Genomic DNA, 13,020 nt, shown 5'->3' on the forward strand with positions numbered 1-13,020 from the left:
GTTTCACCCGGCGCGCAATGCCGCGATATTGGCGGCATAGCGATCCGGCCCACCCCGGAATACGGCGGTGCCCGCGACCAGCGCATCCGCCCCGGCGGCGATGCAGCGCGGCGCATGGACGGGATCGACGCCGCCATCCACCTCCAGGTCGATGGCGCGGCCGGTCGAGTCGATCATCGCGCGGATCGCGGCGATCTTGCTGAGCTGGCTATCGATGAAATGCTGGCCACCGAAGCCCGGATTGACGCTCATCACCAGCACCAGGTCGACCAGATCGATCAGATAGTCGAGCGTGTCGACCGGCGTCGCCGGGCACAGCACCACGCCGGCGCGCTTGCCCAGCGCCTTGATCGTCTGGATCGTGCGATGGACGTGCGGGCCGGCTTCCGGATGGACGGTGATGCAGTCGGCTCCTGCCTCGGCGAACGCCTCCAGATAGGGATCGACCGGCGCGATCATCAGATGCACGTCGAATGGCTTGGTGGTGACCGGGCGGATCGCCTTCACGATCGCCGGGCCCATGCTGATGTTGGGCACGAAATGGCCGTCCATCACGTCGATATGGATCCAGTCCGCGCCGGCCGCGTCGATCGCGCGGACTTCCTCGCCCAGCCGGGCGAAGTCGGCGGACAGGATGGACGGGGCGATGCGGACGGGGCGATGGGAGCGGGTCGACATGGCGGCCCTGTTAGCGCGCGGACTCGCCCGGCGAAAGCGGGCGCGACAGCTGCGCGATGAAGAAGCCGTCCATCCGCCCGCGATCCGCCAGCATCGCCGGACCGGTGCGCAGCCAGCCGCGCGGATCGGCCGCCACCCCCACCGGCAGCACGTCCGGCGCGGGCGCGACCAGCGCGAAATCGGTGCGCGAGTCCAGGAACGCGGCCAGCCGCCGCTCGCCCTCCGCCGGCTCCAGCGAGCAGGTGGCATAGACCAGGGTGCCGCCCGGCTTCACCCAGTCGGCGGCGCGGGCGAGCAGCTTGCCCTGCAGCTCCGCCATCTCCGCGATCACCGCGGGGCGGACACGGTAGAGCACGTCGGGATGGCGGCGGAAGATGCCGGTCGCGCTGCACGGCGCGTCGAGCAGCACCACGTCGGCCGGCGCGGGCGGCGCCCAGTCGAGCAGGTCGGCGCGGACCACCTCGGCGGACAGGCCGGTGCGGTCGAGATTCTCCGAAAGTCGCGCCAGACGACTTTCCGACTGGTCGACCGCCGTCACCCGCCAGCCGGCGGCGGCGAGTTGCAGCGTCTTGCCGCCCGGCGCGGCGCACAGGTCGAGCAACGCGCCCTCCCCGCGTCCGATGAGGCGCGCGGGCAGCGAGGCGGCGATGTCCTGCACCCACCAGGCCCCCTCGCGGAAGCCCGGCAGGTCGGGGATCGGCGCATGATCCTGCCCCAGCCGGACATGGCCGGGCGCGAAGCTGGTCCCCTCCAGCCGCTCCGCCCAGACCGCCGTCTCGGCCGCGTCGCGCAGCGACAGATCGACCGGCGGCGGCGCGGCGATCGCCGCCTCCGCCGCCTCGACCATCTCCATGCCCCAGTGCATCTCCCAGCGCGCCGCCGCCGAATCGGGCAGGCGCGCGACCTCGGGCAGGGTCACGCCCTGGCGCATCAGCGTGCCGAACACGCCGTGCACCAGCTTGCGCGGGCCGCCGTCGACCAGCGGCAGCACCGTCGCGATCGCGGCGTGCGGCGGCGTGCCCAGCCCCAGCACCTGCGCCAGCGCGATGCGCAGCGCCGAGCGGGCCTTGGCGTCGTCGGGCAGCCGCTGCCGCGTGGCGCTGTCGATCAGCGTGTCGAGATCGGGCAGGCGGCGCAGCGTCTCCGCCGCGATGGCATGGGCGAGACCCCGATCCGGTCCGCCGGGCAGCGCGCGCGTGGCATGGCCCAGCGCCGATTCGAGCGGCTCACCCCGGCGCAGCACCGCATCGAGCAGGCGCAGCGCCGCGCGACGGGTGGCGGTGCCCAGCGGATCGGGCTGGCGCCGGGGAGCGGACGGGCTGGCGGCGGGCGGTTTCGGCATGATCGTTGAAGCAACCGTTCTTGGAAGGACGCGGGCCTCGCGCCCGGAGACGCATGACCCTATATGGGCGGCATCCCGCCCGGTAGAGGAGAGAGCCAGCCATGGGCCAGCGTCCCGACCACGTCAAACCGCCCGAATATCTCTCGCCCAACCCGCCGGTGCCCCGGCCTCGCCCCGCGCCCGCGCGCGACGATGATCCGCTAGGGCGCGATCCGGTGCGCTACGGCGATTGGGAACACAAGGGAATCGCGGTGGATTTTTAAGTCCACACTCCTGACGCAAGCGGAACGATCGGCCTAGCTCGCGCGTCGAGCCTGACATGGATCATATTGGGCGGCGACGCCGGATCGTCGCTGCGGCGCTGATCGGCCTGCTTCTTCTGTTGTTGCTGCTGGTCGCCGCCTTTCCCTGGGGCTGGCTGCGACCGCTGGTCGAGCGCGAAGCGAGCCAGCGCTTCGGCCGGCCGGTGACGATCGGCTCGGTCGAGCGGACCGACTATTTCGGCTTCCGCCCCGTCATCGCGGTTCGCGACCTGCGCATCCCCCAGGCGGACTGGGCAGGTCCCGGCGATTTCGTAAGGATCGACCGCCTCCAGTTCCGCCTGCCGATCTGGTCGCTTCTCAAGGGCGGCGTCCGCCCGCAGGATATCGTCGCCAGCGGCGTCCACCTGTCCTTCGCGCGCGACAAGGCCGGGCGCACCAACTGGCAATCCCCCGACGACAGGGGCGACGCGGGCGAAGGCAATGCCGATACCGATCTCGGCACATTGACCGTGCGTGACGCGGTGATCCGCTATGCCGATGCCAAGCGCGACCGCTCGGCTCTATTGAACCTGACGGCCGATCCGAACACCGGCCTCCGCGCCGAGGGCACCGGCACGGTGGCGGGCGCGCCGGTCCGGCTGGCGTTCGCCGGCCCCGCGCCGAGCAGCGGCCGGCCCTGGCCCTTCACCGCGCGGATCGCGGGCGACCGGCTGTCAATGTCCGCGCGGGGCCGAATGGACCGGCCGCTCGATCCGGCGCGGATGACGATCGATGTGACCGCGCGCGGCGACGACCTGAAGCGGATCGACACGGTGATCGAGGCCGGCCTGTTCCACACCCGCCCCGTCACGCTGAAGGCCCGCGTGCGCCACGATCCCAATCGCTGGGCCGTCACCGGCCTGACCGGCACGATCGGCCGGTCCGACCTGACCGGCCATGTCACCGTCGACAAGGTGGAGGGCCGCTCGAAGATCGACGGCGCCTTCACCAGCCGGGCATTCGACTTCAACGACCTGACCTCCGCGAAGGGGCGGGCGGAAGCAGCCGCGCTGGCGGCGCGGATCGGCCCGCGGCTGGTGCCCGATACCCGGATCGACATCGGCAAGATCGATTCGACCGATGGCCGCCTCGCTTTCAAGGTCGGGCGGATCATCGGCAGTTCCTCGCCGCCCGTCGAGGGGCTGGCGGGGGTGCTGACGCTCGACCACCGGCTGCTGACGCTGGCGCCGCTCCGGCTCGACCTGGCGCAGGGGCGGATCACCGGCCGCGCGGTGGTCGACCAGCGGCGCGGCCAGCCCGCGCCGACGCTGACGCTCGACCTGCGACTGGCGGGCGGCGAGGTCGGCGCGTTCGCGGCGGGCGGCGACTTCACCGGCAAGCTGGCGGCGCGGGTCCGGCTGACCGGCACGGGCGAGACGATCCGCGCGGCGGTGGGGCGGTCGAGCGGCACGATCGGCTTCACCGTGCGTCAGGGCCAGTTGCCGGCGCGCTATGCCGCCGCGCTCGGCTTCGACGCGGGTCGCGCGCTGCTGGCGGGCAGCGACGACCACAGCGCGCTGCGGTGCCTCGTCACGCGTCTGGCGGTGCGGGACGGCGTGGCCCGGCCCGACCCGCTGGTGATCGACACCGCGGTCAGCCAGTTGCGTGGGCAAGGCACGATCCACTTTCCCGACGAACGGCTGACGCTGACTCTGCACGGCGCGCCCAAGGGATCGGCGCTGCTCCGCATCCCGGGCCAGGCCTATCTGCGCGGCACCATCCAGAGCCCCCAGCTCTCGGTCCCGCCCGAGGTCCGCTCCGCCGGCAACATCCTGAAGGCGATCGGCCGCAAGATCACCGGGCATAGCGGCCCGACCGCCACGGACGCCGACTGCGCCGGCCTGTCGGCGCGGGCGCTGCGCTGAGCCGCAGCCCGACCGCGCCAGGGACCCCAGTCTCCAGAGGCCGAGATCCTACGCTGATCCGGCCGCCCCCGCCCCCTCTGTTAGCCCCTTCGCGTGAGCCTCTTATCGGGGGAGGCAGAGGAATGTCACATGTCAAGCGCGGCGGCGGCGGGGCCGCGTCGTCAGACTCCTTCGTCGCGCAGCGGTCGGGCGAGCAGTGCGCCGACGACCTCGGTCGCGCTGGCGCCGCCCAGCAGGCGACAGACGGCGTCGGTCACCGGCATGTCGACGCCCGCCTCGCGCGCCGCCTGGGCCAGCACCGGCGCGGTGAAGGCGCCCTCCGCCACCGTCCGCCGGTCCGCGAGCAGCGACGCGGCCGGCTCGCCGCGCCCCAGCCCCACGCCCAGCGAGAAGTTGCGGCTGCTGGTCGACGAACAGGTCAGCACCAGGTCGCCCAGCCCCGACAGGCCGGCCAGAGTCTCCGCCCGCGCGCCGCGCGCCAGGCCGAAGCGGGTCATCTCCGCAAAACCGCGCGCGATCAGCGCCGCGCGGGCGTTCTGGCCCAGCCCCGCGCCCTCGACCACGCCGCAGCCGATCGCGAGCACGTTCTTCACCGCGCCGCCGATCTCCGCGCCGGTCACGTCGCTGGAGCCATAGGGGCGGAAATGCGGCGCGGCGATCCGTTCGGACAGGGCCGCGCGCAGGCCCTCGTCCTCGCACGCCAGCGTCACCGCCGTCGGCAGGCCGCGTGCGACCTCGTGCGCGAAGGTCGGGCCGGACAGCACCGCGATCGGCGCATCCGGATGGACGGCGCGCGCCACCTCGCCGACCAGCCGCCGGCTGCCCGCCTCGATCCCCTTGGCGCACAGCACCAGTGGTCGGCGGCCGACCGGCGTCGCGGCGAGCACCGCGCCGACATGCTGCGCCGGCGCGACCACCAGCAGCGCGTCGGTGGCGGCCAGGTCGGTGAGCGCGGCCGTCGCCCGGATCGTCGGGGACAGGTCGATGCCAGGCAGGAACAGATGGTTGCGCCGCTCGGCGGTGACGCTGTCCACCACCTCCGGCTCGCGCGCCCAGAGCAGCACCTCGCGCCCGCCATGCGCCGCCACCTGCGCCAGCGCGGTGCCCCAGGCGCCGCCGCCGATCACCCCGATCCTCATGCCTTCACTCCCGCGCCGCGCACCGCCTCCGCCGCCGGGTCGAGCGGCCAGCGCGGCCGCGCCGGCAGGTCGAGCGGATCGGTCAGGCCCGCCGCGAACCGCTCCGCCCCCGCCCAGGCGATCATCGCCGCATTGTCGGTGCACAGCCACAGCGGGGGCGCGACGAAGCGGCGGCCATGCGCCGTCGCCAGCGCCTCCAGCGCGCCGCGCACCGCCCCGTTCGCGGCGACGCCGCCCGCCACCACCAGGGTCTTGGCCTCCGGCGCGGCATGGAGCGCGCGGGTGGTGCGGTCGACCAGGCAATCGACCACCGCCGCCTGGAACGACGCAGCCAAATCCTCCGCCGGATACTGCCCGACCGCGCGCGCCACCGCGCTTTTCAGGCCGGCAAAGGAGAAATGCGGCTCGGCCGCGCCCTTCAGCGGCCGCGGCAGCGGCACCGCCTTCGGATTGCCCAGCCGCGCCGCCCGCTCCACCGCCGGGCCGCCGGGAAAGCCCAGCTTCAGCAGCTTGGCGGTCTTGTCGAACGCCTCGCCCGCCGCGTCGTCGATCGTCGTCGCCAGCCTTGTGTAGCGGCCGACCCCCGCGACCAGCAGCAACTGGCAATGGCCGCCCGACACCAGCAGCAGCAGATAGGGAAAGGCCAGGTCGGGATCGGACAGGCGCGGGCTGAGCGCGTGGCCCTCCAAATGGTTGACCGCGACCAGCGGCTTGCCCGTGGCATGCGCCAGCGCCTTGCCGGTCACCAGCCCGACCATCACCCCGCCGATCAAACCGGGCCCGGCGGTGGCGGCGATCGCATCGACCTGGTTCAGTGAAACGCCGGCATCATCCAGCGCCGCCGCGATCAGCGGCTCCAGCGCCTCGACATGCGCGCGTGCGGCGATTTCCGGAACGACGCCGCCATAAGGGGCGTGCGCCGCCTCCTGCCCGGCAAGGCGATGCGCCAGTACGCGGCGGTCGCCGGTGACCAGCGCCGCCGCCGTCTCGTCGCAGGAGGATTCAAGGCCAAGGATCAGCATGGCTCCCCCTGTAGAACCATTCGCGGCGAAGGGGAAACGCCGGGCTTTGGCCTGGGTCCATCTTCGGCGAGCGTCAGGACCATCGCATATCATAAGGCTCTACCCCGGCGAAGGCCGGGGCCCCGTTGCCAAGGCTGTTGTGAAGGAACGCTGCGCTCCATCATCAGCGTCCGCCAACCGGATCCCGGCCTTCGCCGGGGTGGCGCGTGTACTTGGTGACGCTGGGAACGTCGCAGAGCCTCCCGCCCCCCTTGCGGCGATGCCGGCCCAGCGGCTAGGCGCGTGGCATGATCCGGTTCCGGCTCGGCACGCGCGGTTCGCCGCTGGCGCTCACCCAGGCGAACATGGTGCGCGATGCGCTGTGCGCCGCGCATGGCTGGTCGCGCGACCAGGTGGACCTGGTGGTGATCCGCACCACCGGCGACCGGGTGCAGGACCGCGCGCTTGCCGAGATCGGCGGCAAGGCCCTGTGGACCAAGGAACTCGACCGCGCGCTGCTCGCCGGCGAGATCGACGCGGCGGTCCATTCGATGAAGGATGTCGAGACGGTGCGCCCGGCGACGATCGCGATCGCCGCGATGCTGCCCCGCGCCGACGTGCGCGACCGGCTGATCGGCGCGGCGACGCCGGCCGACCTGCCCGCCGGTGCGACGCTGGGCACCAGCAGCCCGCGCCGCCGCGCGCAGATGCTGCGGCACCGGCCGGACCTGACGGTGGTGTTGCTGCGCGGCAATGTCGAGACCCGGCTGGCCAAGCTGGCGGCGGGCGAGGTCGATGCGACGCTGCTCGCCGCTGCCGGGCTCGACCGGCTGGGCCGCGCGCAGGTCGGTGCGGCGGTGCCGACCGACCTGATGCTCCCCGCGCCCGCCCAAGGCGCGGTCGGGATCGAGGTGCGGCGCGACGATTCGACCGCGCTGGTCCGGCTGGCGGCGATCGACGATGCCCCCACCCATGTCTGCGTCGCCGCCGAGCGTGCGCTGCTCGCCGCGCTCCGCGCCGATTGCCATTCGCCCGTCGCGGCGCTGGCGAGCCTGGCCGGCGAGACGCTGTCGCTGCGCGGCGAACTGCTGTCGGAGGACGGGGCGCATTGGGTCGAGGGCGCGGTGGAGGGCGCGGTCGGCGAGCCGTTGGGGGACCGCCTCGCCGCCGACCTGTTGGCGCGCGCGCCCGATCCCGTCCGCCGCCTGTTCGCGGCGTGACGCGGCCGATCGCGGTGCTCCGCCCCGAACCGGGCAATGGACGCACCGCCGACCGGCTGGCCGCGCTGGGCCTGGCGGTGATCCGCCAACCGTTGTTCGCGGTCGCGCCGGTCGCCTGGACGGCGCCCGACCCCACCGGCTTCGACGCGCTGCTGCTGACCAGCGCCAATGCCGTCCGTCATGCCGGCATCGCCGCCACGCCGCTCGCCCGGCTGCCGGTCTGGGCGGTCGGATCGGCGACGGCGGCGGCGGCGCGCGCGGCGGGCCTGCGCGTGGCGCGGACCGGCACGGGCGGCGTGGCGGCGCTGGTCGGGGACCGCGGCGACCGCCGTCTGCTGCATCTCGCCGGGCGCGAGCGGCAGGCGGTGCCGGGCGTCACCGCGATCACCGTCTACGCCGCCGATCCGCTGCCAGTGGCCGCCGCGGCATGGGCGGCGCTTTCGGGCAGTGTCGCGCTCCTCCATTCGCCTCGGGCGGCGCGGGCGCTGGCGGCGGGCGTCGTGGACCGCGCCAGCCTGCGTCTCGCGGCGCTCAGCCCGGCGATCCTGGCTGCGGCCGGGTCCGGCTGGGACCATGCGCTGGCGGTCGCCGTACCGGAAGAGGACGCGTTGCTGGCGGCGGCACGCGCGCTTGCCGATTGACCGCATGGCCCGTCGCGGGGATAGAGGCAGGCGATGAGCAGCTACGCGCCCACCGATCCGCCGCGATCGCGTAAATCGCGCCTTTGGCTGGCGCTCGTGCTGGTCGTGATCGCCTTTGCCGGTGGCGCCGCCGCCGTCGCCTATCTGGCGCGCACCACCAGCCTGTTCGCCGAGAAGGCCAGCATCGCCGCGGCCGCGGCACGGGGCGAGGCGGCCGCCAGCCACTACCAGCCCACCCCGCCGGTCGGCGTCACCGGCGCACCCGCGGTCGACCCCGCGACGCTGGTGACGCGCGAGGTCGCGCTCGCCGCGCAGCTCTCGGCGTTGGAGGCGCGCGCCGCCGCCGTCTCGACCGATGCCGCCGCGGCGGGCGCGCAGGCGACGCGGGCCGAGGGGCTGATGGTCGCCTTCGCCGCGCGCCGCGCGATCGATCGCGGCGCGCCGCTCGGCTATCTCGAGGAACAGCTCCGCACCCGTTTCGGCCAGGCGCAGCCGCGCGCCGTCGCGGTGGTGATCCAGGCGGCGCACGCGCCGGTGACGATCGAGGATCTGCGCCAGGGGCTGGATTCGCTCGCCCCCTCGCTCGCCGCGCCGGCCAGCGACGGCTGGTGGCACGATCTGCGCCGCGAGCTAGGCAGCCTGGTCGTGCTCCGGCCGGAGAACGCGCCCTCGACCCGACCGGCCGACCGGATCGCACGGGCGCGCGGCCTGCTTGCGGACGGCCGGGTCGATGCCGCCCGCGCCGAGATCGCGCGCCTGCCCGGGGCGGACGCGGCCGGCGGCTGGATGACGGCGGCGCAGCGTTACCTGCTCGTCCACCAGGCGCTCGACGTGCTGGAGACGGCCGCGATCCTGGGCCAGGCGCAAGGACCGCAGCCGGCCCCCAGGACGTTGACCACGCCGCAGGGCGACGACGCCCCGTCGACGGACGGACCGGTGACCAGCACGGTCACGTCGTAGCACCACTTTCCTCCCCCTGAACGAAGCGGGCGCGAGCCTCGACGGGTCACCGGTCCTGCCATCGTACTGGCGCTCGCCAGCGGCCGCACCGCTTCATCGGGCCGATGGTCCGCCCTCGTCCCAGACAGGAGGCAATCCGGGCGCTAGGCCCCTACGCCCGGCGGATGGCCTCAACCCGGAGACGGCGCGGAGCCACCGCCCCGGCCGCTCGCCTCAGTCCTCCGCCGTCTCCGCCTCGCCCGCGCTCGCCGCCGCGCGCCCCTTGAAGCCTTGCGCGATCACGAACCATTCCACCGAACCCTTGCGGCTGGCGGGCGGCTTGGCGTGCTTCACGGTGGCGAAGTTGCGCTTCATCTCGGCGACCAACGCCGAATCGGCCCCGCCCGCGAATACCTTGGCGACGAACGCCCCGCCGGGGCGCAGCACGTCGCAGGCGAACAGATGCGCGGTCTCGACCAGCGCCATGGTCCGCAGCGCGTCGGTCTGCGCATGCCCGACCGTGTTCGCCGCCATGTCCGACAGCACCAGGTCGGGCGCGCCGCCCAGCGCCTCCATCAGCGCGGCTGGCGCCGCGTCGGCCATGAAGTCCATCTGGAAGATCGTCACCTCATCGATCGGGTCGACCGGCAGCAGGTCGATGCCGACCACCCGCGCGCCCGGCGCACGGCGACGCACCACCTGGGTCCAGCCGCCCGGCGCGATGCCGAGGTCGACGACCCGCTTCGCGCCCTTCAACAGCCCGAATCGCTCGTCCAGCTCCAGCAGCTTGTAGGCGGCGCGGCTGCGATAGCCCTCCGCCTTGGCGCGGCGCACATAAGGGTCGTTCAACTGGCGCTCCAGCCAGCGCGTCGACGCCGCCGTGCGCCCGCGCGCGGTGCGCACCCGCTGGCGCCCGCCCGTACCTCCGCGGCTCATGGTGTCGTCTCCCCCATCAATCGGCGGAGGATGCCCTCGCGGATCCCCCGGTCGGCGATGCCTAGCCGCTCGGCGGGCCACAGGTCGAGGATCGTTTCGAGGATCGCGCAGCCCGCCACCACCAGATCGGCGCGTTCGGTGCCGATACAGGGGATCTGGGCGCGTTCGGCCAGCGACTTGGCGGCGATCGACCGACTGATCGCGCGCATCGCCGCCGCCGGGGCGATCAGCCCGTCGACGGTGTTGCGGTCGTAATGGCTGAGCCCGAGATGGACGCTGCCCAGCGTCGTCACCGTGCCGCTGGTGCCGAGCAGGCGCGGTCGTTCGACCTGCGGCAGGCGCGCGGCGAACCGCGCCATCCCCGCCGCCGCCAGCGTCCGCATCCGCGCATAGGCCGCCGCCCGCCCCTCGGCATCGTCGCTGCCGCCCGCGCTCTCCGTCAGCGACACCACGCCCCAGGGCATGGAATGCCAGTCGAGCACGCGCGGCACGGCCCCTTGCGTGTCGACCAGCACCAGTTCCGTCGATCCGCCGCCGATGTCGAACACCAGCGCCGGGTCGGCGCCGGGCTCGATCAGCGCGTGGCAGCCCAGCACCGCCAGCCGCGCCTCCTCTTCGGCGGAGATGATGTCGAGCCGGATGCCGGTCTCGGCATGGGCGCGCTCGATGAAGTCGGTGCCGTTGATCGCGCGCCGGCACGCCTCGGTCGCGACCGAGCGGGCGAGGACGACGTTGCGGCGCTTCAGCTTGTCGGCGCAGACGCGCAGCGCGGCGATGGTGCGGTCGATCGCCGCGTCGCTCAGCCGGCCGCTGGCGGCGAGCCCTTCGCCCAGCCGGACGATTCGCGAGAAGGCGTCGACGACGGCGAACCCGCCGCCCTGCGGCCGCGCGATCAGCAGGCGGCAATTGTTGGTGCCGAGATCGAGCGCGGCATAGGCCTGCGCGTCCGCCCAGCGACCGCGGGGCGGCCGGGTCGGCGCCGGACGGGCAGGACGCGCCTGCCGGTACGGCTGTCGGGCGAAATTCCCCATGAGCCGTGTTACTTTCGTGTTCGTGTTCTGCCGTCACGATCGTCGCCGACCGCTCGGTGCTTGCCGTGCAACGTAGCGATGCGCGCCCGCGCTCACAAGCCTCGCTCACAAGCCCTGTTGACAGGCTCGCCACCACCGCCTAGATGGCCGCCTCCGGTTGCCCCGTCGTCTAAAGGTAAGACTACGGACTCTGACTCCGTCAATTGAGGTTCGAATCCTCACGGGGCATCCAGGACTTCTCTCATCGCTGCTGTTCGGATCGTGGGCGCGTTACGCCGTCCTGCGGCGCACCCGACCGCGCCCCGGGTGCTGGCGGGGCCGCATCGCACGCCAGCCCCTGTTCCCGCGCCCTCCGGTCAGTCCCGCGTCATCCGCGCCAGGACCGTCTCGTGCGGCTCGGCGAGCGCCATCGCATCGGCGATCGACGCCTTCATCCGTGTCACGGCCGCCTCGATGTCCTCGACCGAGAAATGGTCGGCCAGCGGGTCGTGCGCCGCCGCCTCGACGCCGAGGCCGGCATAGAGGGAGAGCCAGCTCGAATCCCCGAACACCTCGCCGTCATGGCGGACCAGATGGCCACGCGCGCGGAACAGGCGCAGCTTGTGGGCGAGCAGCGGCGGCAGCGCGGTGTCGCGGCGCTCGTCCCAGAAGGCCTCGCCATGACGCGCGTTGGCGGCATAATGCAGCAGCAGGAAGTCGCGGACCCGCTCCTGCTCCAACGCGGTGAGGCGGTTATACTCGTCCGCCAGCGCCGGCGCGCTCATTCGGTCGGGAAGCAGCGACACCAGCCGCTCGATCCCGCTCTGGACCAGCGCCAGGCCCGTCCATTCCAGCGGCTCCAGAAAGCCCGCCGCCGCCCCCAGCGCGACGCAATTGCCCACCCAGGCCCGGGACCGGCGTCCGGCGCGAACGCGCAGCAGCTGCGGCTCGGCCAGCGGCTCGCCCTCCAGCCAGCCGGTCAGCGCCGCCGCCGCCGCATCGTCGGACAGGTGCCGGCTGGCATAGACAAGGCCGTTGCCGATCCGGTGCCGAAGCGGGATGCGCCACTGCCAGCCCGCCGGCCGGGCGGTGCTGCGCGTATAGGGATGGAGCGGCCCGGTGCGGGCGCAGGGGATCGTCACCACCCGGTCGCAGGGCAGCAGGTTGCTCCAGTCCTCGAACGCCGTCTCCAGCGCGCGGCCGAGCAGCAGCGCGCGCGGACCGGTGCAGTCGAGGAACAGATCGCCGGCGATGGTCCGGCCGCACGACGTGTCGACCGCGCGGACCAGGCCCCGTTCGACGCGAACCTGGCTGACGGCGGCATCGACCTGCACCACGCCCTGCGCGGTCGCCCGGCGCATCAGGACGCGGGCGAACAGCCCGGCCTCCAGATGCAGCCCCCAGTCGAAGGCCAGCAGATCCTGTTCCGGCCGGTCGCTCGGCGGCATGAAGCGGTCGTACCGCGCCATCGCGCTCGCCAGGCACAGCTCGGCGAGCGGCAGCTCCCGGCCCGCGGCGCGCAGCTTGCGCCAATAATGGTGGAAGGCGACGCCGCGCGACGCCATCCCGTAATGGCCGAAGGGGTGGAAGAAGCGGCGGCCGGGGCTGCGCCAGTCGACGAACTCGGTGCCGAGCCGGACGCTGCCCTGGCAGGCGGCGATCACCTCCTGCTCGGTGATGCCCAGTCCGCGCAGACCGGCGCGGATCGCGGGCGTCGTGGCCTCGTTCAGGACGCCCGCCTGGTCGTCGGGCGATTCGACGACGGTGATCGCCACGCTTTCGAGCTGGCGGGCGAGCTGCGCCGCCGCCATCCAGCCGGCGATGCCGCCGCCGACGATCACGATCGAGCGGAGCGGTCCGTGCGGGTCATCCCGATGCACCATACCGTCGTCCATTGTCGCGCCCAAATCGTGCAGCATCCGGCCGCCTGCCCCTTTCACCGGGTCA

At 73.5% G+C, this 13,020-nt stretch carries 12 protein-coding genes and 1 tRNA gene; 6 read left to right on the forward strand and 7 right to left on the reverse strand.

All coding sequences use genetic code 11. The features are described from left to right. Nucleotides 1–3: 3 nt before the first annotated feature. Together rpe and GGQ96_RS11255 are read right to left on the reverse strand one after the other, a co-directional pair. Nucleotides 4–678, reverse strand: coding sequence for a ribulose-phosphate 3-epimerase (gene rpe / locus GGQ96_RS11250; RefSeq protein ID WP_184114633.1), 675 nt, complete (start codon nt 676–678; stop codon nt 4–6). 10 nt (nt 679–688) lie between these two features. After that, a complete protein-coding gene (locus GGQ96_RS11255) occupies nt 689–2,020 on the reverse strand; it encodes an RsmB/NOP family class I SAM-dependent RNA methyltransferase (protein ID WP_184114635.1) in 1,332 nt (443 codons plus the stop codon). A 101-nt stretch (nt 2,021–2,121) separates the two neighbouring features. Between GGQ96_RS11255 and GGQ96_RS11260 the strand changes: the two genes are divergently transcribed. Then, nucleotides 2,122–2,283 (forward strand): DUF1674 domain-containing protein, encoded by a 162-nt coding sequence (locus GGQ96_RS11260; RefSeq protein WP_184114637.1) that lies wholly within the window; start codon nt 2,122–2,124, stop codon nt 2,281–2,283. 56 nt (nt 2,284–2,339) lie between these two features. Continuing rightward, nucleotides 2,340–4,187, forward strand: coding sequence for an AsmA family protein (locus GGQ96_RS11265; RefSeq protein WP_184114639.1), 1,848 nt, complete (start codon nt 2,340–2,342; stop codon nt 4,185–4,187). 161 nt (nt 4,188–4,348) lie between these two features. On the opposite strand, the gene GGQ96_RS11270 is transcribed toward GGQ96_RS11265, so the two are convergent. Together GGQ96_RS11270 and tsaD are read right to left on the reverse strand one after the other, a co-directional pair. Beyond that, a complete protein-coding gene (locus GGQ96_RS11270; protein WP_184114641.1) occupies nt 4,349–5,326 on the reverse strand; it encodes an NAD(P)H-dependent glycerol-3-phosphate dehydrogenase in 978 nt (325 codons plus the stop codon). Beyond that, the gene (gene tsaD / locus GGQ96_RS11275) at nt 5,323–6,348 is read right to left on the reverse strand and encodes a tRNA (adenosine(37)-N6)-threonylcarbamoyltransferase complex transferase subunit TsaD (RefSeq protein ID WP_184114643.1); all 1,026 of its coding nucleotides are present in this window, start codon (nt 6,346–6,348) and stop codon (nt 5,323–5,325) included. Before tsaD ends, GGQ96_RS11270 begins: the two co-directional genes overlap by 4 nt. Before the next feature lie 287 nt (nt 6,349–6,635). On the opposite strand from tsaD, the gene hemC reads away from it, so the two are divergent. The 3 genes from hemC to GGQ96_RS11290 are packed head-to-tail and all read left to right on the forward strand — an operon-like array spanning nt 6,636 to nt 9,148. Further along, nucleotides 6,636–7,547, forward strand: coding sequence for a hydroxymethylbilane synthase (gene hemC / locus GGQ96_RS11280; protein WP_184114645.1), 912 nt, complete (start codon nt 6,636–6,638; stop codon nt 7,545–7,547). Then, on the forward strand, nt 7,544–8,188 hold the full coding sequence (locus GGQ96_RS11285; protein ID WP_184114647.1) for a uroporphyrinogen-III synthase: 645 nt from the start codon (nt 7,544–7,546) through the stop codon (nt 8,186–8,188). The genes hemC and GGQ96_RS11285 overlap by 4 nt, the downstream gene beginning before the upstream one ends. 33 nt (nt 8,189–8,221) lie before the next feature. Beyond that, nucleotides 8,222–9,148: an MICOS complex subunit MIC60 gene (locus GGQ96_RS11290; RefSeq protein WP_184114649.1), complete on the forward strand. Its 927-nt coding sequence runs from the start codon at nt 8,222–8,224 to the stop codon at nt 9,146–9,148. A 213-nt stretch (nt 9,149–9,361) separates the two neighbouring features. Here the strand turns inward: GGQ96_RS11290 and GGQ96_RS11295 are convergent, their stop codons facing one another. Both GGQ96_RS11295 and GGQ96_RS11300 read right to left on the reverse strand, forming a co-directional pair. Then, nucleotides 9,362–10,063 carry an RlmE family RNA methyltransferase gene (locus GGQ96_RS11295; protein ID WP_184114651.1) on the reverse strand — a complete coding sequence of 234 codons (702 nt, stop codon included), beginning with the start codon at nt 10,061–10,063 and terminating at the stop codon, nt 9,362–9,364. After that, nucleotides 10,060–11,094, reverse strand: coding sequence for a Ppx/GppA phosphatase family protein (locus GGQ96_RS11300; protein ID WP_184114653.1), 1,035 nt, complete (start codon nt 11,092–11,094; stop codon nt 10,060–10,062). The genes GGQ96_RS11295 and GGQ96_RS11300 overlap by 4 nt, the downstream gene beginning before the upstream one ends. Before the next feature lie 158 nt (nt 11,095–11,252). Here GGQ96_RS11300 and GGQ96_RS11305 point away from each other — a divergent pair. Continuing rightward, nucleotides 11,253–11,326 (forward strand) — tRNA-Gln (locus GGQ96_RS11305). 124 nt (nt 11,327–11,450) lie between these two features. Here the strand turns inward: GGQ96_RS11305 and GGQ96_RS11310 are convergent. Further along, entirely contained in the window at nt 11,451–12,956 is a 1,506-nt protein-coding gene (locus GGQ96_RS11310; RefSeq protein ID WP_184114655.1) for a tryptophan halogenase family protein, read from the reverse strand. Nucleotides 12,957–13,020 lie beyond the last annotated feature (64 nt).

This window comes from Sphingomonas abaci (assembly GCF_014199625.1).
Classification (GTDB): Bacteria; Pseudomonadota; Alphaproteobacteria; order Sphingomonadales; family Sphingomonadaceae; genus Sphingomonas; species Sphingomonas abaci.

Excerpts from the sequence above, each read along its gene's own strand:
- GGQ96_RS11270 (WP_184114641.1), bottom strand. The coding sequence starts at position 5,326 with ATGAGGATCGGGGTGATCGGCGGCGGCGCCTGGGGCACCGCGCTGGCG.
- GGQ96_RS11290 (WP_184114649.1), top strand. The coding sequence starts at position 8,222 with ATGAGCAGCTACGCGCCCACCGATCCGCCGCGATCGCGTAAATCGCGC.
- GGQ96_RS11260 (WP_184114637.1), top strand. The coding sequence starts at position 2,122 with ATGGGCCAGCGTCCCGACCACGTCAAACCGCCCGAATATCTCTCGCCC.
- GGQ96_RS11310 (WP_184114655.1), bottom strand. The coding sequence starts at position 12,956 with ATGGTGCATCGGGATGACCCGCACGGACCGCTCCGCTCGATCGTGATC.
- rpe (WP_184114633.1), bottom strand. The coding sequence starts at position 678 with ATGTCGACCCGCTCCCATCGCCCCGTCCGCATCGCCCCGTCCATCCTG.
- tsaD (WP_184114643.1), bottom strand. The coding sequence starts at position 6,348 with ATGCTGATCCTTGGCCTTGAATCCTCCTGCGACGAGACGGCGGCGGCG.
- GGQ96_RS11300 (WP_184114653.1), bottom strand. The coding sequence starts at position 11,094 with ATGGGGAATTTCGCCCGACAGCCGTACCGGCAGGCGCGTCCTGCCCGT.
- GGQ96_RS11265 (WP_184114639.1), top strand. The coding sequence starts at position 2,340 with ATGGATCATATTGGGCGGCGACGCCGGATCGTCGCTGCGGCGCTGATC.
- GGQ96_RS11295 (WP_184114651.1), bottom strand. The coding sequence starts at position 10,063 with ATGAGCCGCGGAGGTACGGGCGGGCGCCAGCGGGTGCGCACCGCGCGC.
- GGQ96_RS11255 (WP_184114635.1), bottom strand. The coding sequence starts at position 2,020 with ATGCCGAAACCGCCCGCCGCCAGCCCGTCCGCTCCCCGGCGCCAGCCC.
- hemC (WP_184114645.1), top strand. The coding sequence starts at position 6,636 with ATGATCCGGTTCCGGCTCGGCACGCGCGGTTCGCCGCTGGCGCTCACC.